We start from the raw sequence: 22,756 nt of genomic DNA, 5'->3' as shown, positions 1-22,756 counted from the left end.
GACACCACCACCCACCTCATCCCACCGGGAGTGTTTCGGATGCTGAAGAAGTCCACCAAGATCAGGGCGCTGACCATCGTCTCGGCAGCCAGCCTCGTCGGCTCGCTCGCCGCGTGCGGTTCGTCGACGACCTCGGGCGGCGGCTCGACCGACGCCGACGTCCTCACGACCGCGGAGGAGCAGGTCGCCGCGCTCTACGAGGGCACCGAGGGCACCCCGCCCACCGACGGTCCGGCGGCTGTGAGCGGCAAGAAGGTCTGGGTCATCTCCTGCGGACAGGCGGCCGTCGGCTGTTCGGTGCCGACCAACGCGGCGGTCGACGCCGCCAACGAGATCGGCTGGGACACCACGCTCTACGACGGTGCGTTCGGCGCCAACGACGGCTACAACAACGGCATCCGCCAAGCGGTCGCTGCGGGCACCGACGGCATCATCCTGATCGACGTGGCCTGCGGCTCGGTCGAGCAGTCGCTCACGGAGGCCCAGACCGCCGGCATCCAGGTGATGTCCTACGAGGGCCACCCGTGCGAGGACGACGCGACCCTGACCAACGAGCTGCAGTACAGCTCCGACATCACCAGCGGCGAGGCGTTCGCCACCTCGATCGGTGAGGCCAACGCGTGGTACCTGATCGACCAGCTCGGCGGTGAGGGCACGGTGCTGGACTTCCAGTTCGTCGACAACCAGTACGCCATGGCCCTCGACGCCGGCTTCCAGCGCGTGATGGAGACGGCCCCCGGCATCAGTGTGGAGACGGCCACGATCAACCTCTCCGACTACAGCAACCCCTCGACGTTCCAGCAGAAGACCTCCGCAGCCCTGCTCGGTGCGCCCACGGCGACCGGCATCAATGCACCCTTCGCCTCCTTCATCCTCGGTGGTGTCGGCCAGGCGGTCACCTCGTCGGGACGCGAGATCGCGACCATCACCGGTGACGGCTACGAGGCCAACATGGCGCAGATCGCCAGCGGCAGGGGCCAGACAGCGGCGATGGCCTACGACTCGACGTGGATCGGTTGGGCTCTCGTCGACAGCCTCAACCGTCTCCTCGCGGGCCAGCAGCCCGTCCCCGCGGGAATCGGCCTGAAGCTCGTCGACAAGGACCACAACCTGCCGTCGAGCGGGGACTACGCGACGTCCGTATACTTCAAGACCGCCTACGAAGCGATCTGGGAGGGCTGACGCTCCCATGAGCGCGACCCACCTCGCCATCGCTGCCGGCGCACAGCTGGCGCTGCAGGTAGAAGGCCTGTCCAAGTCCTACCAGGGCAACCCCGCCCTGTCGGGGTTCGACCTCGCCGTCGGGCGCGCGAGCATCCATGCGCTCCTCGGTGAGAACGGCTCGGGCAAGTCCACCTTGATCAAGCTGCTCTCCGGGACCACGCCTGCCGATTCCGGCCGGATCGCTCTGGCTGACGGCTGGCAGAGCGCTTCGAAGTGGAACCCTCGAAAAGCCCGGGACGCCGGCATCCGAGTCGTCCACCAGGACCCCGGGATCTTCGCCGACATGACGGTGGCCGACAACCTGGCAGCCGGCCACGGGTACCCGACCGGACCGGGATGGAGCGTCAAGGACCGGGCTTGGCGCGCCCACACCGAGAAGGTCCTCGCACGCTTCAGCGTGCAGGCGACCCCGGAGGCGATCGTGGGCCGCCTGCGGCCCTCGACCCAGACACTGGTCGCCATCGCTCGCGCGCTGCAGGACCTCGAGAGCGGCACCTCGGGCGTGCTCATCCTCGACGAGCCCACCGCGTCCTTGCCGGCCGGAGAGGTCGACGTCATCTTCGACAGCCTGCTTCGACTCCGGGAGCAGGGCCAGGCCGTCCTCTTCGTCAGTCATCGCCTGGGCGAGGTCCGTGCACTCTGTGACGAGGTCACCGTGCTCCGCGACGGCCGCCACGTCCAGACCTGCCCGACCGAGGGGCGCAGCGAGGTCGACCTGGCCGAGATGATGATCGGGCACCCTCTCGCCACCGTCGTGCACGCGGCGCCACCGCCGTCGAGCGGCACGCCGCTCCTCGAGGTGTCCGGTCTGAGTTCAGGCCCCGTGAACGGGCTCGACCTCCGCGTCCGAGAGAGCGAGATCGTCGGTGTCGCTGGCCTGCTCGCCTCCGGCCGCACCAGCCTGCTGCGCACGCTCTTCGGCGACATGCAGCCGAGCGCCGGCTCCATCCGTCTCCGTGGAACCGAGCTCCGACTCCGGCACCCGTCCGACGCGGTCGCCGCCAAGATCGCCTACGTCCCGGAGGAACGCAGGCGCGATGCTCTCTTCGGTGACCTCACCCTGGCGTCGAACATGTCGGCCCCCATGGTGCGGCACTACTCCCGGAACGGTGTCCTTCGCACCAGAGCCGAGAACGTCGACGCCCGTGACCTGCTGTCCCGGTTCCGGGTCAAGGCCGCCGGGGAGCTGGTGACGCCCTCGACCCTGTCCGGCGGCAACGCCCAGAAGACCGTCCTCGCCCGCTGGCTGCGGTCGGACCCGACCTTGCTCCTGCTCGACAACCCCTCGCAAGGCGTCGACATCGGTGCGCGTGAGGACATCCACGAGCTGATCAGGGCCGCCGTTCGCCCAGCGAGCGCAGCCGCGGTCGTCGTCAGCGACGACTTCGAGGAGCTCGCCGTGCTGTGCGACCGCGTGGTCGTGATGCACAACGGCACCATCACCCAAGAGATCGACACCTCCGCCATGACCACTGAGGGGATCACCCGCGCGGTGTACGGGCAGCGAAAGGCAACGGCGTGACATCGACCACGAACCTCGAGACATCTACTCCTGCTGAGGTCACCGACGTGCCACCGGTCGCGCCGCAGCGCCGCGGCGGTCGTGCGCGGGTGCGCCGTCTGGCCGAGCGCTACGGCCTCCTGGGCGTCCTCGCGCTCGTCGTCGTCGTCTTCAGCGTGCTGCCGGCGACCGGAACGATCTTCGCCAGCTCAGCGAACATCCAGAACCTCCTGGGTGGCCAGGTGGTGCTGGTCCTCGTCGCAACGGCCTTCACCCTGCCGCTGGTGGTCGGCAAGCTCGACCTGAGCACGGCGTCGATCGCGGGCATCGCGTCGGTGGCAACGGCCGCGTCGATGAGCAGGGCCGACGCGCCGGTCGTTCTCGCGGTCGCCATCGGGCTCGTCGTCGGCCTCGCCCTCGGTGCTGTCAACGGCTACCTGATCGCCGTGCAGAAGCTCGACTCGATCGTCGTCACCCTCGCGATGATGACGATCATCGCTGGCGTCGTCTCCTGGTACACGGGCGGCATCGCGATCAACACCGGGATCCCGGAGGGCTTCTCGGGTTTCGGCACGCAGCGCTGGCTCGGCGTCCCGGTGATCTTCTACCTGATGACCGTGGTCGTGCTCGCCGTGCTCTTCGTCGTCGAGAAGACACCGTGGGGCCGGTTCGTCCGGATGATCGGCAGCAACGAGTCTGCCGCGCGCCTGGTGGGGCTGCCGACCGAGCGGCTGACGTTCTCGGCGTTCCTCTTCTCCGGTCTCATCGCCGGGATCGCCGGCGTCCTGCTGACTGTCCGCACCGGTGGCGCCAACCCCGGCGACGGCCCCGGCTACCTGCTGTCCGGCCTTGCCGCGGTCTACATCGGTGCGACGACGATCCAGCCGGGACGGTTCAACATCCTGGGCACCGTGCTCGGCGTCTTCCTCGTCGCCACGACGGTGACCGGTCTGACGCTGGCCGGGGTCGCGCCGTTCGTGCAGCAGCTCTTCAACGGTGGCGCCCTCCTCGTCGCGGTGATCCTGTCCCAGACCCTGGCGCGAGCCAGGCCCCGACCCCGTCCACGACGCCAGCGCAGACGCGGACCTGTTCGTCTCGCTCGGGCCTCCTTGCCCGAGGGCGCGCGCCGGTGACGGCCTCCGGAGGTCGACGATCGGACCGAGCTGCGTATCGCGCTCTGCACGAGCCCAGGCCTGGCTGAGCCCGCCCTCGACACCCGCCGCCCGGCGCGCCGTACTCGCTTATCGGGGGACCCGTGCTGCCGAACCCGCACATGCCGGGCTCGCGGCGCACGAGCACCACCACCCACCCGCGGTCGTGACGATCCCCATGGTGGGACACCGACGGGGCGAGAGGGTGAGGTGCATCGACGAGCTGGCGTGCGTGGCTCGGTGCTCGGGCGGTCGGCGGCGGTCCGTCAGCCGCGCAGCGTCGCCGAGGGTGCGACGCCGTAGCGCGCTCGGTAGGCGGCCGCGAACCTCCCGAGGTGCGTGAAGCCCCACCGGTGGGCCGCATCCGCGACGGTGGCGGAGTGTCCCGCGAGGAGGTCGGCGTGCACGCGCGCCAACCGGATCCTGCTCAGCGCCTGGGTGGGCGTCATGCCCAGGTAGGTGCGGAAACCGTCCTGCAGGCGGCGGATCCCGACCCCCGCGACGGCGGCGAGCTCGGCCGCGCTCCAGTCGGCTGCTGGGTCGGCTTCCATGGCATCGAGGACCTGCGTCACGATCCGTGGTCTCACCGGCCCTCGCCCGGAGTCGGGGAAACATGCCAGGACGAAAGCCGCGGTCAGTGCCGAACCGAGCCGTCGGTTCACCACCGAGTCGGCGAGGAGCGTCGGTTGGCGCAGCATCTCTCCGCCGATCGAGGTCAGCAGGGCCACCCAGGCTCGGCCGGCGTCGCGCCGGAGATCGACCTGCGCCGGCATCTGGGTCACGGACAGGCCCACGAGGCTGGGGATCTCCTGCGCCAGGTGGTCGGCATCGACACGCATGCCGACGATGGCGCAGTCCGCGGACCAGCGGGTCATCGAGGTGGTGACGTCAGGCGGACAGACGGTGGCCTGACCGTCGAGCGACAGCACGTGCCGCCCTCCGACGGACGCCTCGAGGACGCCGCTGCGGGGCACGTTCACCGCCCAGGCACCGGGGTGGTCGGACTCGACGCTGACCTCCGACCCCCAGCCGATCCGCGCGAGGCGCACGGGCCCGAGGTCGACGGAGCGGAGGGTGCCACCCACGGGCGGGCGGTCGGACCTGACCGTCAGGTGATGGGGGAAGTAGGCGTGCTCCACCGCCGCGGAGAACTCGTCCCAGGTCGGGGTCGGACGCTCACGCGCAGCGGCTGCGTCCTCGCACATCGGCGCCTCCTCCGGTCCTGCGTTCCTCGTGATGACGGTCACAGTACGGCGACAGCGGGCGCAGCGACACGGGGTGGGAGGGGTCGCGTCGTCGTCCGGCCAACTCGATGCGCAATCAGGACAGGCGCTGCGTGCAGGGGATCGCCTCTGCCGGCAGGCGTTCCTAGTGTCCCCGGTCACGCGGCGTCGCGCCGCGTCCACCCCGACCGATCGGAGGGACTGATGGAGCCTTCAGCCTTGCGCGCTGTCTTCGGACGATTCGCCACCGGCGTCACCGTGATCACGTGCACCAGTGTCGACGGGCGCCCCCACGGAGCCACCGTCACCGCGTTCACCCCCATCTCGCTGGCGCCACCCCTCGTGCAGGTCGCGCTGACCCGCACGTCGAAGGCCTGCCTCTACCTGCAGGACGCATCCTTCGCGGTCAACGTGCTCGCCGCCGACCAGGTCGACGTGGCCATGCAGTTCGCCGGCCGCCCCGGCCAGGATCCGGTGCGCTGGCAGGACGGCCCGGTCGCACCCGTCCTGGCCCACACCGCCGCGACGATCTCCTGCCGCCCCTGGCGTGTCGACGACGGAGGCGACCACCTGTTGTTCCTCGGTGAGGTCGTCGACGTCGCCGTCACCGACGCGCGCCCGCTGCTGTTCCACGGCAGCGCCTTCCACGAGCTCGGTCGGCGCAGCGCCGACGCCGCCTGGACCGGCTGCGCCGACGACCCGCACCGCGGGTGGTTCGACGCCACGAGCTCTTTCAGCCCGCTTCCTGCGTCCGCTTATCGCACCACGACGTGCGCCCCTGCGTGACCCCTGAGACACCCCACCGATACGCACGAGGAGACCAGATGACCGCGACCCTGCCCGAGCAGAACCCCACCGCCGAGACCGACGGTCCGCCCACGGCGAACCCCGCCGCCGACGCGCCTGCCAACAACCGGGCGAACTTCGCCTCGCGGCCGATGACGGGCGACGAGTACATCGAGTCGCTCCGGGACGGCCGCGAGATCTACCTGCACGGCGAGCGGGTGGACGACGTCACGACGCACCCGGCCTTCCGCAACCCGATCCGGATGACGGCGCGGTTGTACGACGCGCTGCACACGGGGCCGCACGTCGACGAGCTGACCGTCCCCACCGACACCGGCAACGGCGGCGTCACCATGCCCTTCTTCCGCACGCCGACGTCGTCGGCGGACCTGCTCAAGGAGCGCAACGCCATCGCCAGGTGGGCACGGATGAGCTATGGGTGGATGGGACGTTCGCCCGACTACAAGGCCAGCTTCCTCGGCACGCTGCACGCGAACAATGAGCTGTACGCGCCGTTCCAGGCGAACGCGGAGCGCTGGTACCGCGAGTCGCAGGAGAAGGTCCTCTACTGGAACCACGCCATCATCAACCCGCCGGTCGACCGCAACCTGCCGCCCGACGAGGTCGGCGACGTCTACATGAAGGTGGAGAAGGAGACCGACGCGGGACTCGTGGTCTCCGGTGCGAAGGTGGTCGCGACCGGCTCGGCCATCACGAACTACAACTTCATCGCGCACTACGGCCTGCCGATCCGCAAGAAGCAGTTCGCGCTCATCTGCACGGTCCCGATGGACGCCCCCGGGATCAAGCTGATCTGTCGCTCGTCGTACACCGAGCAGGCAGCCAGGAACGGCTCCCCGTTCGACTACCCGCTCTCCAGCCGCATGGACGAGAACGACACCATCTTCATCTTCGACAAGGTGCTGGTGCCGTGGGAGAACGTCTTCATGTACGGCGACGTGGACCGCATCAACGCCTTCTTCCCGCAGTCCGGCTTCCTGCCCCGGTTCACGTTCCAGGGCTGCACCCGTCTGGCGGTCAAGCTCGACTTCATCGCCGGGCTGCTGCTCAAGGCGCTGGACGCGACGGGGTCCGGCGGCTTCCGCGGCGTGCAGACCCGGGTCGGTGAGGTCATCGGGTGGCGCAACCTGTTCTGGTCGCTGACGGAGTCCATGGCGCGTGATCCCGAGCCGTGGGTGGGGGACGCGGTGATCCCCAAGCTGGAGTACGGACTGACCTACCGCATGTTCATGATCCACGGCTACCCGCGGGTCAAGGAGATCATCGAGCAGGACGTCGCCTCGGGCCTGATCTACCTGCCCTCCGGTGCCGCGGACTTCAAGAGCCCGGAGGTGCGGCCCTACCTCGACAAGTACGTCCGGGGTTCCGACGGCATCACCGCCGTCGACCGCGTCAAGGTCATGAAGGCCCTGTGGGACTCCATCGGCTCCGAGTTCGGCGGTCGCCACGAGCTGTACGAGCGCAACTACTCGGGCAACCACGAGAACGTGAAGGCCGAGCTGCTCTTCGCGGCCCAGAACCGCGGGGGGACCGATGCGATGCGGGGGTTGGCCGACGAGTTCCTCGCCGAGTACGACCTGGACGGTTGGACCGTCCCCGACCTGTTCTGACCGACGGGCGGGGGCGGTGCTGCGCCGCCCCCGCCCGGTGCTCGTGGCCACGGGAGAGTGCGGAGGCGCTGTCGGTCCCGCCAGCGCCGACCGGCTCGACCGCCTTTGCAAATGAGGATCGTTATCATTTAATGTGCGGGCGTCGTCTCGGATCGGTCCGTCCCAGGGAGCCCCATGCCTCGCACTCGACGCCTCGGCGTCTCCGCCCTCGCCCTCCTCGCCGTGACGGCCACCGGCTGCAGCGCCGGGTCGGACGGGGAGAGGTCCGGGCCCGAGGACCCCACCCGCTTGCGGGTCGGCGCGCTCGGCAACACCACCGACAACCTGAACCCGCTGACGACCAACGGCTTCGCCGACTACATCGGGGTCTCGCACCTGTACGAGTCGCTCGTGGAGCTGCGCGACGGCGAGCCCGTGCTGCGTCTCGCCGAGTCGATCGTCCCGGACGCCACGGCCGAGAGCTGGACCATCACGCTGCGCGACGACGTCACCTTCAGCGACGGCAGTGCCATCGAGGCGACCGACGTGGCCTACAGCCTTCGGCTCACCGCGGACCCGACGCAGAGCCCGAACTACGCCTCCTTCTTCGGTGATGTCGACGTCGACGGCATCGAGGTGGTCGACGAGCGCACGCTCGTCGTGCCGTTCACCCGGCCCCGCGGCGACTTCGTCTCGACGATCCTGTCCTTCGTGTCGTACGTCTACCCCGACGGCGCGACGCAGTGGGAGGACGCCCCGGTGACGTCGGGGCCCTACACGCTCGTGAGCTACGACGCGGGCGAGCGGATCGTGATGGAGGCACGGGAGGACTACTTCGACGGGACGCCCGAGGTGACGACGCTCGAGGTGGTCGTGATCGACGATCCCCAGGCACGCTTGAACGCGCTGAAGAGCGGGGAGATCGACGTTGCCACCCGCGTGGACCCCGTCGCCGCCCAGGCCGAGGCCGACAACGACGCGATCGAGATCCAGCAGGGCGGCGAGGCCGACTCGCTCGCGCTCGGGTTCGAGATGAACGTGAACGAGGCTCCGTTCGACGACCCGGACGTGCGCACGGCGATGAAGCTGGCGATCGATCGGCAGGAGCTGGTCGACGTCGTCTTCCTCGGAGAGGGATTCGTCGGCAACGACCTGGTCGGTCTCGGCCTGCCGGGCTACGACGCGTCCCTGCCGCAGCGCGAGCACGATCCCCAGCGCGCCGAGGAGCTGTTCGCCGCTGCCGGCGTCGACGCCGTCGACGTCCGGGTCGCGGAGACGACCCCGGGGCTCCAGCGGGCCACCGAGCTGCTCGCCGAGCAGCTGGCGGACGTCGGGGTGGAGCTCCGGGTGGAGACCACCGACCCCGCGTCGTTCTACGCCGACTACGAGGTGCTCCTCTCGACGCCGTTCCAGACGGCGTACTACGTCAACCGCGACGCGGGCGCCTACCTCGGATCGTTCACCGGGTCGAACGGCTTCTTCAACGTCAGCGGGTTCGCGCCGGAGGGCTACGACGAGTCCCTCCGCAACGCTCAGGCGCTCGTGGACGACGACGAGCGCGACGCCGCGTTCGCCGCGGTCCAGCAGCTCGTGTGGAACGACGGCGGCACGATCATCTGGGGCTACCAGGCGGTGCTCAACGCCCAGGCGGCCGGCCTCGAGGGCGTCTACCTGACCCAGGCCGTCCCGCAGTTCGACGCCGCGTCGTTCTGAGCACCCGTCGGCGCGGTCAGCACACGAGAGGGGACGGGCCCGCATGAGCGACTCCCGCGCACCCACCGCCAGCTCCGTCGCGCTCGTCACCGCGGACGTACGGCGCGCAGCTCGACCGCACGTCCACGTCCTGGCCCCGGCGTGCTCGGTCACCTCGGCGACGACGGTGGGTCCGACCGTCGGGGGTCTCGCCGACGAGGTGCAGGGATCGGCGGAGCAGGAGGGTGGCCCGCCGTACCAGCGGGTGCTGGACGAGCTGGCCGCCGCAGCCGGTCTGCGGGGTGACCTCGTTGACGGCACGTCGATCGACGTCGCCCGCGCTGCCTGACCCCGCCCGCGCGCGCGGACGACCAGCGTCCCGTGCGACCGCGGTGGTGCGAGGGTGCGGGGCGCGAGCTGCCCGCCGGATCCTCGGTTCGCTGGGCACGGCCCTCGGTGCCGCCGCCCTCGTGTGGGTGCTCGCCGACCTGCTCCCGGGTGATCCCGCGACAGCTGTGCTCGGTCCGCAGGCATCGCCCGAGCGCGTCGCCCAGCTGCGGGCGGACCGGGGCCTGGACCGCCCCGTGCTGGTCCAGCTCGGGGACTGGCTCGCGGGACTGCCGCGCGGCGACCTGGGCAACAGCCTGATCTCGGGCGACCCGGTCACGCCCCTGGTCGTGGACCGCGCCGTCAACTCGGCTGCGCTGCTCACGGCCACCATCGCGCTGGTCGTGCTCGTGGCCGTGCCGCTCGGGGTCCTCGCCGGGCTGCGTGCGGACCGCCCGGCAGGAGCGCTGCTCTCGGCCGGGGCGGTCGTCGCGGTCGCCCTGCCGGACTTCGTCGTCGCCACGCTCCTCGTCCTCTGGCTCGCCGTCGACCAGGGGTTGCTCCCGGCGGTCGCGCTCCTGCCTCCTGGCACCTCGGCGTGGCAACGGCCGGAGGCTCTGGTCGTGCCCACCCTCGCCCTCTCGCTGGGGGTCGGTGGCTGGGTCGTGCGCCACCTGCGCGCCGTGGTCGCCGAGCAGGACGCGGCGCCGCACGTGGCCGCCGCTCGTCTCGCCGGGCTGCCCGAGCGGCTCGTCCTGCTGCGTCACCTGCTCCCCGGCGCCGTCGCTCCGGTCCTCCAGCTGCTGGGCTGGACGGCGGCGCTCCTGCTCGGAGGCGCGGTCGTCGTCGAGCGCGTCGTGGGTCTGCCAGGACTCGGCAGCCTGCTCGTGGAGGCGACGGTCAACCGGGACCTGGTCGTGGTGACCGCCGTCGCGGGTGTGATGGCACTCGCCGCAGCTCTGGCGCTCCTCGCGGCGGACCTCCTCGCGGACGCGCTGGACCCGCGCCGACGTCGTACCCCGTCGGGCGGCGACGAGGCAGCGGCACGGGAGCGTGCGTCGTGACGTCCCGTCGAGTCCGTCGCTGGGCCGGGGCCGGGCTCCTGACCATGGCCCTGGCCCTGCTGCTGGCCCCCCGCCTCGCCTCCCGGCCCGCCGGTGAACGCGTGGGTGCTCCGTTCCAAGCCCCCGGGCCCGGGCTGCCCCTCGGCACCGACCACCTCGGCCGCGACGTCTGGTCGCAGGTGCTGCACGACGCCGGCGCCACGATCGGCGTGCCGCTCCTGGCCACGGCGGTGCTGGTCGGGGTCGCGACCGTCGCCGGCCTGCTCCTCGGATCGGTGCCGGACCGGGTGGCTCGACCGGTGGCGGCACTGCTGGACGTCCTCGTGGTCGTGCCGCCGCTGGTGCTCGTCCTCGTCGTGGTGGCGGGCGCCGGCGGGGGGGCCGTGGGTGTCGTGCTCGCCGTCGTGGTCTCCGGGGTGGGGATCCTGACGCGGGTCGTCGCGGCCGCGACGCGGCAGGTCTCGGTCGCCGGCCACGTGGAGGTCGCGCGAGGGTACGGTGCGTCCGCCGCGCGGGTGCTGGTCGACGAGGTGCTGCCGCGCATCGCGCGCACGGTGATCGCCGAGTCGGGCCTGCGGCTCGTCGCGGCCGTCCAGGTCGTCGCCGCCCTGGGCTTCCTCGGTGTCGCGTCGGGGACGGGACGCTCGTGGGCCACCGCCATCCGTGACGGAGCGGTCGGCATGTCCCTCAACGGATGGGCCGTGGCCGGTCCGTGCCTCGCGCTCGCCGTCGTCCTCGTCGCGCTCACCGTGCTGGTCGACCTGCTCCGGGACGGTGCGGGGTGATCGGTCTGACCGGCGTCAGCGTCCGCGCCGGCGACGGGCGTCTGCTCCTGCACGAGGTCGACCTGGTCGTGCGGGCCGGCGAGCGCCACGCGCTCGTCGGCCCCTCGGGAGCCGGCAAGACCACGCTCGTGCTCGCCGCGATCGGGGCGCTCCCGCCGGGCCTGACGGCGACGGGCCGCCGCACGCTCGACGGGACCGATCTCGCGGGGCTCGGCGACAGCGCCCGTCGACGGTTGCGACGACGCGCGGTCGCGGTCTTGGACCAGGACCCCGGAGCAGCGCTCACCCCGACCCGCAGCGTGGCGGCGTCGGTGCGCGAGCTCGCCGAGCGGCCGGGGGACGTCGACGTCGAGGCTGCCCTGGGCGAGGTCGGCCTGCCCGCGGCGCTGGCGCACCGACGACGGCTGACGTCCCACCTGTCCGGAGGGCAGCAGCGCCGGGTCGCGCTGGCACGCGCTCTCGCCGCGTCGCCTCGGCTGCTCGTCGTCGACGAGCCGACCGCGGGCCTCGACCCGACGACGCGTGCCACGGTCGTCGACCTCCTCGACGAGGTGGCCGCCCGGCGCGGCACGACGCTGCTCGTGGTGAGCCACGACGAGGCCGCCGTGCGGCGGCTCGGCTGTCGCGTGCACCGGTTGGAGCACGGTCGCCTGTCGACCGCGCCCGTCCTCCGCGTGCAGCGCACACCCCCGGTCTCGGTCTCGGTCTCGCGGCCGGTCGTTGGCCCCGCCGCGGCGGAGCGGGTGCGGCTGCGGGCGCGCGGCCTGGTCGTCGCACGGCCCGGTCGCGCTCCCGTCCTCGACGGCGTCGACCTCGACGTGCCCGGGGGTGCCCTCTGTGCCGTGGTGGGGAGCAGCGGTGCCGGCAAGTCGAGCCTCGCTCGCGCCATCGTGGGCCTGGACCCCGTGCGTGCCGGCTCCCTGGAGCTGGACGGCGCGCGCCTCGCGCCGGGCGTCCGGAACCGTCCACCGTCGGTGCGCCGAGCCCTCCAGCTGGTGCACCAGGACGGCGTCGGTGCCCTGCCGCCCCACCTGGAGGTCGGTACGGCGATCGCACGCGCGATCGTGCGGGGAGGACCGCGGACGGGACCGCGGCGACGCATCGGATCGGCGGCCGTGAAGCAGGAGGTCGCGGGACTGCTGGCCCGTCTCGGACTACCGGCTGACTGCGCGTCGCGCCGCCCCGACCAGCTCTCGGGCGGTCAGCGGCAGCGGGTCGGGCTGGCGCGGGCGCTGGCGTGCGACCCCCACGTGCTGCTGTGCGACGAGACGACCGCCAACCTCGACCCGGACAGCCGCGAGCTCGTGCTCGCGCTCCTGCGGCGCCTCGTCGCTTCCGGTGTGGCCGTGGTGCTGCTCACCCACGAGCCGGACGTGGTCTCGGCGTGCAGCCTGGTCTGGTCGGTCGAGGCCGGTCAGCTGGTGCGCACGCGGTGACCGCGACGCCGGTGGGCAGCGGGGCCGGAGGGTGCGGCCCTGACGACGACGCTCGTGGGGACGCGCCCGTCGCGCCAACGCCACGGCACGGGGACCGTGGTGGGTCCTCCGCGCCCTGGAGTGCGGGCTCCTCGCCCACCAGCACCCCGACGGACAGGTCGTGCTCGGAGGACGCCACCGCGACGGTCGGCGGCAGGCCGGGGAACAGCATGTGTAATGATAACCATTCTCAATGAGGGGGGGTGTCGAGTGAGGTACGACGAGGTGGCCGCCGCGGCGCTCGCGGCGTGGGAGAAGGGCGTCCGCGCCGATGTCGATCTGGACCGGGCCCGCGACGAGGCGGCGCTCGGATCGCTCGCTCGCGCCGTCGCCGCCCTCGCGACCGACGGCAGGTTCGACCCCCGGGTGCTGCTCGACGAGGGCGCGGTGGCCGAGCGGCACCTCCCCGTGCTGGTGCGCTGGCGGGGCGAGCTCGTCGATCGCGGATGGCTCGGGGAAGCGCCCGAGGACGACAGCCGTGCGCTGCGCTGGCTCCGGCCGGTGCCGACGGGCGCGGAGGTCGAGGCTGCCTGGGACCGTGCCGAGTCCGCCGCTCCCCGGATCGGCGAGGGACGTGCGCTCACCGGTTTCTTCCGTGCCTGCGCCCGTCACTGGCGAGCACTGCTGGCCGACGAGGTGCAGGTGCAGGCACTGCTCTTCGAGGACGAGTCCGTCACCGACGAGATCTACGCGACCAACGAGGCCAGCCGCTACACCAATGCCGCCGCCGCGAGGGCCGCGCTCGACCTGACGACCGCCGCGGCCACGGACGGTCGCCGTCCGGCCGTCTGGGAGATCGGAGGCGGCACCGGAGCCACCACGGAGCCGGTCCTGGACGCGGTGCGCGAGGTCGACCTGACCTATCACTTCACCGACGTGGGCCCGTGGTTCCTCGACGAGGCGCTGGTGCGCTGGGGCGGTCGGGCCGGGCTCAGCGTCGGCGTCGCCGACATCAACGATCCTGGCATGGCCGCCGCGCTCCCGCGCCCGCCGGGCGGCTACGACGTCGTGCTGGCGGGGAACGTCCTGCACAACGCCGTCGACCCGGTGGCGACCCTGACGGCGGTCCGAGCCCTGACCGCCGTCGACGGGACGCTGCTCATGATCGAGACGGTGCGCGAGCACGCCCCGTTGCTGCTGTCGATGCGCTTCCTCATGTCCCCTGCCCCCGGTCGTCCCGGGCCGCAGGACGACCGAGCCCGCACGGGTCGCATCTTCCTCGACCTCCCGGGCTGGGAGACGGCGCTCGTCACCACCGGGTGGCGGCTCGAGGCCACGATCCCCATGCCGGATGTCGTGGAGTCGAACGCGGTGGCGCGCTACGGACAGCACCTCCTCGTGGCCCGTGCCGCCGTCGACGGGGCGGTGGCGGCGTGATCGGCCCCGAGCAGCAGGTCGCCGTCGTCGCGATGTCCTGCCGCTACCCGGGTGCCCCCGATCCGGAGGGGTTCTGGCGGCTGCTCCGCGCCGGCCGCGACGGGCTGACGCACCTGGACGACGACCGGCTGGCGGCGGCCGGGGTGCCGCTGGCCGAGCGTCGACGGAGCGGGTACGTGCCCGTGGCGGGGTTGCTCGACGACCCCACCGGCGTCGATGCCCGGGCCCTCGGGCTGTCCGAGTCCGAGGCCGAGCTCATGGACCCCCAGCAACGGCTGTTCCTGGAGTGCGCGGTCGAGGCGCTGGAGGAGTGCGGCCATGCCGGCGGCTCCCGTCGCGGGACGGTGGGCGTCTTCGCCGGCCAGTCGTTCCCGGCCTACCTCGTCGACAACCTGGGTGACCGCTTCCACCCTCGCGGCGGCGCTGATCCCGTGCGCAGCCTGCACCTGCACGGACTCAACGTCGCCGACTACCTCCCCCAGCGGGTCGCGTGGCTCCTGGGTCTGACCGGTCCCACCCTGGCCGTCGGTGCGACCTGCGCGACCTCGCTCGTCGCCGTCCACCACGCCGTCGCCTCGCTGCTCGCGCAGGAGTGCGACACGGCGCTCGCGGGGGGCGTCACCCTCCGGCTGCCGCAGGAGCAGGGGTACGTCGCCGTGCCCGACGGTCCCTTCTCCCCGCACGGCCAGACCCGCGCGTACGCAGCCGGCGCCGCCGGCACGGTGTTCACCCAGGGCGCGGGCGTCGTGGTGCTGCGACGGCTCGAGGACGCCCTCGCGGACGGTGACCGCGTGCTGGCGGTCGTCCTGGGCAGCGCGACCGGCAACGACGGACACGACCGGGTGGGCTTCACGGCCCCCTCGGTCGCCGGCCAGGTCCGCGTGCTGCGCGAGGCCCTGGCTGTCGCGGACGTGGACCCGGGCCAGGTGGGCCTGCTGGAGGGACACGGGACGGGCACGGCCCTCGGCGACCCGATCGAGGTGGCTGCGTTGCGCGAGGTCTTCGGCGACGCGGACGGGCCGTGGTGCGCCCTGCGCTCTGTCAAGGCGTCGATCGGCCACACCGACGCGGCCGCCGGCGTGGCCGGGTTCATCGCTGCGGTGCTCGCCCTGGTCCACGACGAGATCCCCCCGGCCCGGTACGCCGACGAGCCCGCCCCGGCGGTGGGCCTCGACGGATCTGCGTTCCACCTCCCGGCCCAGGTGCAACCGTGGCCGGAGGGCCGCCGCGTCGCCGGAGTCAGCGCGTTCGGCGTCGGCGGCGTGAACGCCCACGTCGTGCTGGCACGCGCTCCGCAGCCGCCCGCCACCGCGCACGCGGAGACCGGCCCACGCGGCGAGCCGGTGCTCCTGGTCCAGGCCGCCGACCCGGTCGCACTGGACCTGCGCGTCGCCCAGGTCCGCGATCGTGCCGCGGCGGCGGACCTCGCCGGACGACGCGACCTCGCCGGCACGCTGGCCCACGGCGTCCGCCCGCATCCGTTCCGGGCCGCCCTGGTCGGCGAGCGCCTCGTCGCGCCGCCCGTCGCAGCGGCCGTGACGGCAGGCGCGCCCCGACTCGTCGTCGGCTTCCCCGGCGGCGGCGCCCAGTTCGCCGGGATGGCCTCGGGCCTCCACGCGGAGCACCCCGTGTTCGCGGAGGCCCTCGACCGGGTCTCGGATCGGCTGCGTGGCCTGACGGGAGACGACCCACGGGCGATCGCGCTGGACGCGAGCGCGACCGCGGACCGTCCGGGCACCGGGCTGCCCGCCCTCTTCGCGGTCGAGATCGCGCTGGCACGTGCCCTGCACTGGCACGGGGTCCGCGCCGACGTCGTGCTCGGCCACAGCGTCGGCGAGTACGCGGCCGCCGTCGTGGCCGGCCTGCTGGACGAGGCGGAGGCCTGTGCGCTCGTCGCGGAGAGGTCGCGCCTGATGGCGTCCCTGCCGCCCGGAGGCATGGTGTCGGTGGCCTGCGCGCCGCGTGACCTCGACGCGGTGCTCCGGACCCACCCGGACGTCGACGTGGCGGCGGTCAACGGGCCGCGCCTGTGCGTCCTCGCCGGCGCTCGCCGCGCCGTCGACGAGATCGCCGACACCCTGCGGACGGCCGGCCTCGACGTACGGCGGGTGGGGGTCGAGGTCGCCGCTCACTCGCGGCAGGTGGAGCCGGTGGTGGAGGACCTCGCACGAGCCGTGCGCGGCTTCCCCGCTCGGACGCCGACGGTGCCGTTCGTGACCACCACCACCGCCCGCCGGGTCGAGGGTCCGCTCGAGCCCGAGCACTGGCCGCGCCACCTGCGCGCGAGCGTGCGCTTCGCCGACGCACTCGTCGAGGCCTCCTCGCCCGGCGCCCGTGACTGCGTGCTGCTGCAGCTCGGGCCGGGTGGCAGCGTCCTCGCCGCGGGGGCGGCACTCCCGTTCCGCGACCGGATCGGGCTCGTCGCCGGCGCCGACGAGCTCGGCGTCGCCAGCGCAGGCGGGGAGGCGTGGCGGGCCGGTCTCGCGCGGCTCTGGGCACGCGGTGTGTCCCTCGACCTCGATCGTCTCGCGCCCCGCCGCCGTGCGCATCCCGTCCCCGCCTACCCGTGGCAGCGGCGCCCGCTCGCGGCTCCGCACCGGCTCGCAGCCGACGGTGTCGTCGGGACCGGCACGCCTCCCACGGGCGAGGTGCCGTCGGCCGAGCGACCTCTGCAGCGACCCGCCTGGACCACCCACCCACCGCTCGCGCCGGTCGCGGCCCCGCAGTCGGGGACGACGGCACAGGTGCTCGTGCTGGGCGACCCCCGCCGTGCCGCACGGATCCTGGAGGTCCTCCAGCACGCGGGGCTCCCGGCGTACGGCGGGGGACCCGAGCCCAACGGCCATCGTGCCCACCTGGTGGTGGTCGTGCAGGGCGGGACGGTGACCGAGGAGCTCGGCCGCTGGCAGGGCCTCGCTGCGGGCCTGCGGGGCACGGAGGGAGACGCGCCCCTCGTGCTGCAGGTGACGCGTGGTGCCGAGCCGGTCCTCGGGCACGAGGTGGTCGACCCGTCCGCGACGGCCGCGACCGGGCTGCCCCGAGTGCTGGCCCAGGAGGTGGAGGGGCTGCGGTGGCGCACCCTGGACCTCGCCCCCGGGGGTGAGGACAGGGCCCCGGGCGCGGACCCGCACGAGGACTCCGCGGTGGCCGCCGAGGTGCGTGCGCTGCTCGGTCCCGTGTCGCAGCAGCCGCCGCTCGCGCGGCACGTCGCACTGCGGGGGCGCCGGCGGTGGCTGCGCAGCTGGGTGGCGTGGTCTCCCCCGTCGGGGACCCGGGGTCCGGTGGGAGACGAGCAGACAGCGGACGGGTCGCGTCGATGGCTCGTGACCGGCGGCTTCGGCAGCCTCGGGCTCGCCCTCGCCGAGCGCCTCGTCTCCGAGGGCACGCCCGGCTGCCGGATCGCGCTGCTCGGGCGCAGCCTCCCCGCGGGCACCGGTCCGCGTGCCGCGCGGTGGCGGCGGCTGGTCGCAACGGGTGTGCGCGGGTACGCCGTCGACGTCGCGGACGCCGAGGCCCTGGCGCGGGTGGTGCGCGACGAGACGGCCAGGTCGGCGCCGGACGTCGTCGTGCACGCTCCGGTGGTCGTCGACCTCGCTCCTCTCGCCGACCTCGACGGGACCGCCGTGTCGGCGGCCCTCGACCCGAAGGTCCGAGGAGCCGAGAACCTGCGCGTCGCTCTCGCGCAGGCTGCCGACGCGCGCCCCGCCGACCGCCCGGCTCCGACGGTGCTGCTGATGTCCTCGGCGGCCGGGACGGTCGGTGGCTTCGGCCTGGGGGCGTACGTCGCCGCGGGCCGCTACCTCGACGGCCTCGCCGCCCGCGAGGGGTGGCTGGCCGTCGACTGGGACCGGCTCCGTCTCGGCACCGAGGCGGAGGCGGGGTCGGCGTCCGAGATCAGCATGCGCAACGCCCTCGACCTCGACGACGCCGTCAGCCAGCTGCTCCTGCTCGCGGGCGCCCGCTCCCACGGGCTGGAGGGCTACCTGGCCGCGTCCCCGTCGGAGCTGGACAGCCGCTCGCGCCACCTCGCACGGCGGACGGCACGACACCTGGCGACCGCCGGGACACCGGCGGCGGGCCCCGACGTCCTCGGGGCCGACGAGCACGTGGTGGCCCAGGTGTGGAGCTCGGTGCTCGGTCGCCCCGTCGAGCACCCCGACGACGACTTCTTCGCGCTCGGTGGGCACTCGCTGCTCGCCACCCGCGTGCTGGCCGTGCTGCGGGACGAGCACGGCGTCGAGCTGCGGCTGCGTGACCTGCTGACGTCCCCGACCGTGCGCCGGTGCGCGGAGCTCCTCGCCGCGGCCCGGTCGACGTCGGCCGGGCCGGCCGCGCCGTCCGGTCCCCGGGCGACCGAGCACGTGCTCACCGGCTTCGGGCTGACCAGGGTGCAGCACGCCTACTGGCTGGGCCGCCACCAGGGCGTGGACCCGTCGGCCCACGCCCCGGGCAGCAAGGGCGTCGGATGCCACTTCTTCCTCGAGTACGACGCGCCCGATCTCGATGTCGAGCGCTACGCGCGGGCGTGGCGCCACGTGGTGGCGCGCCACCCGATGCTGCGCACCGTCGTGGACCGTGACGGCACCCATCGCCTGCTCGACCCGGAGCCGACGCACGTCCTGCCGGTGCGCGACCTCCGGCAGTGGACGGCGCTCGAGGCGGAACGAGAGCTGGCAGAGCTGCGCGAACGGCTCTCGACCCGGGTGGCCGACCCGGCTCGTTGGCCGCTCGTGCACCCCGAGGTCGTGCTGCTGCCCGGCGGCGGCGCGAGGGTGCTCCTGTCCGTCGACGTCCTCGTGTGCGACTCGGCCAGCTGGATGATCGTCGACCGCGAGGTGCGACGGCTCTACGAGGAGCCGGATGCCGTGCTGCCCGAGCTCGAGGTCACGTTCGGTGACTGCGTGCTCGCTCTCGAGGAGCGGGCCGGGTCCGACGAGCACCGACGCGCGGCCGCGTGGTGGCGCGAGCGGGTGCCCGCGCTGCCGCCCGCTCCCGACGTACGCGCGGTCGACGCGCCGGCTGCTGCCGAGCCGCGGTTCGAACGGCTCTCCGCCCGGGTGGCGGCCGGACGGTGGGCCGCGCTGGTGGCCGAGGCGACCCGGCGGCGCCTGACGCCCACGGCGCTCGTGCTGACGACCTACGTCGACACGCTGCGACGGTGGTCGGGACAGGACGCGTGCTCGGTGACCCTCACGGTCTTCGACCGACCCGACCTGCCGGGGGTCGACGCGGTCGTGGGGGAGTTCTCCTCCCTGCTCGTGCACGAGGCCCCGGTGGTCGTGGGGCCCGACACCGACAGGTGGGCGCGCGTCGCGGCGGCGCAGGAGCGGATCGCCGAGGACCTCGACCACCGCGCCTACGGCGGGCTCGAGGTGCTGGCGGCCTGGAGCCGGCACCGGGGACGTCCGGTCAACGTGCCGGTCGTGCTCACGTCCATGCTGGGTCTCGACCGCTGGTCGGGCCAGCACGAGCACCGCCACGACTGGCTGGGGACCTACGTCGGCGGGGTCAGCCAGACCCCCCAGGTGTGGCTCGACCACCAGGCTTTCGAGGACGGCGGCGACCTCGTGCTGCAGTGGGACGTCTGCACCCCGGTCGTGCACCTCGACGAGGCCCGCACCTGGTTCGCGGCCTACGTGGCGTCGTACGACGTGGCCGAGCCGTCGGCCGAGCCGGCGGCTGCGGAGATCGAGACGCAGGTCGTCGGCGTGTGGGCCGAGCTGCTGGGCGTCGCCGCGGCCGACGTGGGCGACAGCACGTTCCTGGCGCTCGGCGGCGACTCCCTGCTCGCGGTCCGCATGGCCGCCCAGGTGCGGCGACTCACCGGCGTGGCGCTGCCGTTGCACGAGGTGCGTGCCGACGTGACCGTCGCCGACGTCGTGGGTCTCGTGGCTGCGGGCAGGGAGTCCGGGCAGGAGACCGTCCTCGTGCGGCGCCCGGACGCCTCGGCGCCGTTCGACCTGCTCCCGCTGCAGCAGGCGTACTTCGTCGGGCAGAGCGGTGGGTGGGACATCTCGTACGCCACGGCGCACGTCAGCACCGACGTCGCCCTCACCGGCGTGCGCGCCGACGGCCTCGCACCGGCGCTGCGCCGCGCCGTCGACGCCGTCACGGCACGACACCCCATGCTCCGTGCTCGGGTGCTCGACGACGGGACGCAGCAGCTGCGGGCCCCGGACGACCCGCGGGGCGAGGTGCCGGTCGTCCTCCACGACCTGCGGGAGGACCCGGACCCCGGGGCGGCGCTGCGGCACCTGCGCGAGGGATGGGCGACGGCGGGGCCCGACCCGCGGACGGGGAGCGGGATGCGCGTCGCCGTGGTCCTGCTCCCGCACGGTCGGGGCCGCCTGCACCTCGCGAGCAGCCTCCTCGTCGTCGATGGCTGGTCGTCGAGCATCGTGCACCGCGACCTCATGGCGCACCTCGCGGACCCCAACGCGGTGCTGCCTCCGCTCGGGCTGGACTTCGGTGACTACGTCGCCACGATGACGGCGCCCGAGGCTCGCCGGCAGGCCGCCGCGGACCTCGCCTGGTGGCAGGAGCGCCTGCCGCAGCTGCCGCCCGCCCCGCGCCTGCCGCGTCGCACGGACGTCGACACCGCGGCGGCGGCCCCGACCATGACCATGCGCGAGGCGCGCGTCGACGCCCAGCGGTGGGAGCGCTTCCGCTCGGCGTGCGCCCGCCACGGTCTGACGCCCGCGACGGTGCTGCTGGCGTGCTACGGGATCGCGCTGCGCGAGGTCACGGCGCAGCCGGAGCTGCTGCTGGCCACCCTGCAGCACAACCGCGTGGCCGTCCACGAGGACGTCGAGGCAGTGGTCGGGGCGTTCTCCCGCACCGCGCTGGTTCCGCTGTCGGTCGACGGGTCCAGCCTCCTCGAGGTCGCGCGCGCCGCGGAGGAGTCCTCCCGCGTCCACGCCGAGCACCACCGGGTGAGCGCGGTGGAGGTCGGGCGGATGGCCACCCGGGGTCGTGGCGTCACGGGCTCCCTGGCGCCCGTGGTCTTCCAGTCGACGCTGGGGATGGACGCGGCGCTCGGAGGGGACCTGCCGACCGACGGGGGACCTCTCGGCCGTCTGGAGCCGAGCGACTACCACCAGGACCTGCGGACGCCCCAGGTCCAGATGGAGCTGCGCGTCTTCGAGCTGGCGGGATCGCTCGTGCTCTCCGCCGCGTCGGTGGACGCCCTGTTCGCGGACGGCCTGGCCGCCCACCTGCTCGAGTCCGTGCACCGGCGCGTGCTGGCCCTCGCCGACGACCCCTCCGTCGTCGGCGCGCAGCTCGAGGTGCCCGACCCCCAGCGCTGGGTCGGCGACGACGTGGTGCTCGGCGAGCCGGACCCGGGGGTGAGCGCGGACGCGGGAGACGGCCCGGTCTCCCCCGGGGAGGCCGTGGCACCTGCCGACCTCGTCGCCCGCATCGCGTCGGCCTGGCAGGACGTGCTGGAGCTGCCCGAGCTCCCCGCTCCCGAGGACGACTTCTTCGCCGCCGGCGGGGACTCGCTGCTCGCCGTACGCCTGCTCGCCCGCCTACGCCGCGACGTCGGCGTCGTCGTGGAGCCGCGTGCCTTCCTCCACTCATCCACCCTCGACGCTCTCGTGTCCCTCGCTGCGACGGCCACGTCCGCCGCGGAGCCGGCGCTCGGGGCCCTCGGCGGACCGGGCCGGGATCCGCGGGCGGGCGGGCTCGTGGCACTGGAGCGGCTGCGCCCGTCGCTCGTCGAGCTGCGGGCGGGGACGGGACGGCCGGTCTTCCTCCTGCACCCCTCGGGCGGCGACGTGCTCTGCTACGTCGATCTCGCCCGCCGTCTGGAGACCGCGCGGCCCGTCCTGGCGCTCAGCGACCCGGCCCTCGACGGTGCGGAGCCGTTCGGCTCGATCGCCGAGATGGCCGAGACCTACCGCCTGCTGCTGCGCGACCACCAGCCCCGTGGGCCGTGGACGCTGGGAGGCTGGTCGATGGGAGGGACGGTCGCCCACGAGGTCGCGCGCCGGATGCAGGTCGCGGGTGAGGACGTGGACCTGCTGCTGATGATCGACTCCAACAGTCCCGAGCGCATCGTCGCGCGTGCCGGGCTCGACCGCGCCGCCACCCACGAGCTGCAGCTCCTGCGGCAGGTGCGCTCGGCGGAGGCGTTCCTCGGCCTGGATCTCGGATCCCACGCCGACGGTCGCGCCCTGGCGGAGGCGCTGGTCGAGGCCGGGGGAGCGCCGACGGTGCAGTCCCTGCTCGACCGCACGCACGTCTTCGCGGCACATCTCGACGCCCTCTCCGGGCACGTCGCCGGCACGCTCCCCGCCGCGGTCCGGACGGTGCTCGTGCGGGCGACGCAGCCGTCGCCGCGCAACAGCGGAGAGGGGATGGGCGTCGACGACGCTCCGGAGCACGACCTGGGGTGGACGCCGTGGGTGCCCGGTGGTCTCGAGGTCGTCGACGTCGAGGCGCACCACTACTCCATCGTGCGGGGTCCGGCGGTCGTCGAGGTGGCGCGTGCGCTGTCGCAGGCGCTCGCCGGATGGTCGGTCTGAGCTCGGCCCGGGC

General features: G+C 73.6%; 13 protein-coding genes. 12 read left to right on the top strand and 1 reads right to left on the bottom strand.

The features are described from left to right. The first annotated feature begins 39 nt into the window (after nucleotides 1-39). Genes QE405_RS13720 through QE405_RS13710 form a run of 3 tightly spaced genes read left to right on the top strand, consistent with a single transcriptional unit; the run spans nucleotide 40 to nucleotide 3,858 of the window. Nucleotides 40-1,182 (top strand): sugar ABC transporter substrate-binding protein, encoded by a 1,143-nt coding sequence (locus QE405_RS13720; protein WP_307201629.1) that lies wholly within the window; start codon nucleotides 40-42, stop codon nucleotides 1,180-1,182. A 7-nt stretch (nucleotides 1,183-1,189) separates the two neighbouring features. After that, on the top strand, nucleotides 1,190-2,746 hold the full coding sequence (locus QE405_RS13715; RefSeq protein ID WP_307201627.1) for a sugar ABC transporter ATP-binding protein: 1,557 nt from the start codon (nucleotides 1,190-1,192) through the stop codon (nucleotides 2,744-2,746). Further along, entirely contained in the window at nucleotides 2,743-3,858 is a 1,116-nt protein-coding gene (locus tag QE405_RS13710) for an ABC transporter permease (RefSeq protein WP_307201625.1), read from the top strand. The genes QE405_RS13715 and QE405_RS13710 overlap by 4 nt, the downstream gene beginning before the upstream one ends. A 284-nt stretch (nucleotides 3,859-4,142) precedes the next feature. On the opposite strand, the gene QE405_RS13705 is transcribed toward QE405_RS13710, so the two are convergent. Continuing rightward, nucleotides 4,143-5,081 carry an AraC family transcriptional regulator gene (locus tag QE405_RS13705; protein WP_307201623.1) on the bottom strand — a complete coding sequence of 313 codons (939 nt, stop codon included), beginning with the start codon at nucleotides 5,079-5,081 and terminating at the stop codon, nucleotides 4,143-4,145. A 237-nt stretch (nucleotides 5,082-5,318) separates the two neighbouring features. Here QE405_RS13705 and QE405_RS13700 point away from each other — a divergent pair, with 237 nt between their 5' ends. The 9 genes from QE405_RS13700 to QE405_RS13660 all read left to right on the top strand — a co-directional run bounded on the left by QE405_RS13700 (nucleotide 5,319) and on the right by QE405_RS13660 (nucleotide 22,743). Beyond that, on the top strand, nucleotides 5,319-5,885 hold the full coding sequence (locus QE405_RS13700) for a flavin reductase family protein (protein WP_307201621.1): 567 nt from the start codon (nucleotides 5,319-5,321) through the stop codon (nucleotides 5,883-5,885). Nucleotides 5,886-5,923: 38 nt separating this feature from the next. Continuing rightward, entirely contained in the window at nucleotides 5,924-7,516 is a 1,593-nt protein-coding gene (locus QE405_RS13695) for a 4-hydroxyphenylacetate 3-hydroxylase family protein (RefSeq protein ID WP_307201619.1), read from the top strand. A gap of 174 nt (nucleotides 7,517-7,690) precedes the next feature. Further along, nucleotides 7,691-9,208: an ABC transporter substrate-binding protein gene (locus QE405_RS13690; RefSeq protein WP_307201616.1), complete on the top strand. Its 1,518-nt coding sequence runs from the start codon at nucleotides 7,691-7,693 to the stop codon at nucleotides 9,206-9,208. 43 nt (nucleotides 9,209-9,251) lie between these two features. Continuing rightward, nucleotides 9,252-9,536: a hypothetical protein gene (locus QE405_RS13685; protein WP_307201614.1), complete on the top strand. Its 285-nt coding sequence runs from the start codon at nucleotides 9,252-9,254 to the stop codon at nucleotides 9,534-9,536. Nucleotides 9,537-9,579: 43 nt separating this feature from the next. Further along, nucleotides 9,580-10,578: an ABC transporter permease gene (locus QE405_RS13680; RefSeq protein ID WP_307201612.1), complete on the top strand. Its 999-nt coding sequence runs from the start codon at nucleotides 9,580-9,582 to the stop codon at nucleotides 10,576-10,578. Beyond that, complete coding sequence (locus tag QE405_RS13675; protein ID WP_307201610.1) at nucleotides 10,575-11,363, top strand: ABC transporter permease subunit; 789 nt, start codon at nucleotides 10,575-10,577, stop codon at nucleotides 11,361-11,363. The genes QE405_RS13680 and QE405_RS13675 overlap by 4 nt, the downstream gene beginning before the upstream one ends. Then, nucleotides 11,360-12,799, top strand: coding sequence for an ATP-binding cassette domain-containing protein (locus tag QE405_RS13670; RefSeq protein WP_307201608.1), 1,440 nt, complete (start codon nucleotides 11,360-11,362; stop codon nucleotides 12,797-12,799). Before QE405_RS13675 ends, QE405_RS13670 begins: the two co-directional genes overlap by 4 nt. A gap of 249 nt (nucleotides 12,800-13,048) precedes the next feature. Then, nucleotides 13,049-14,215: a class I SAM-dependent methyltransferase gene (locus QE405_RS13665; RefSeq protein WP_307201606.1), complete on the top strand. Its 1,167-nt coding sequence runs from the start codon at nucleotides 13,049-13,051 to the stop codon at nucleotides 14,213-14,215. Beyond that, nucleotides 14,212-22,743, top strand: coding sequence for a polyketide synthase (locus QE405_RS13660; protein WP_307201604.1), 8,532 nt, complete (start codon nucleotides 14,212-14,214; stop codon nucleotides 22,741-22,743). The genes QE405_RS13665 and QE405_RS13660 overlap by 4 nt, the downstream gene beginning before the upstream one ends. Nucleotides 22,744-22,756: the final 13 nt, after the last annotated feature.

Source organism: Nocardioides zeae, from assembly GCF_030818655.1.
Taxonomy (GTDB): domain Bacteria; phylum Actinomycetota; class Actinomycetes; order Propionibacteriales; family Nocardioidaceae; genus Nocardioides; species Nocardioides zeae_A.
Note: the sequence above shows the minus strand (reverse complement) of the source record. Positions and strands in the feature narration are given on the sequence as shown.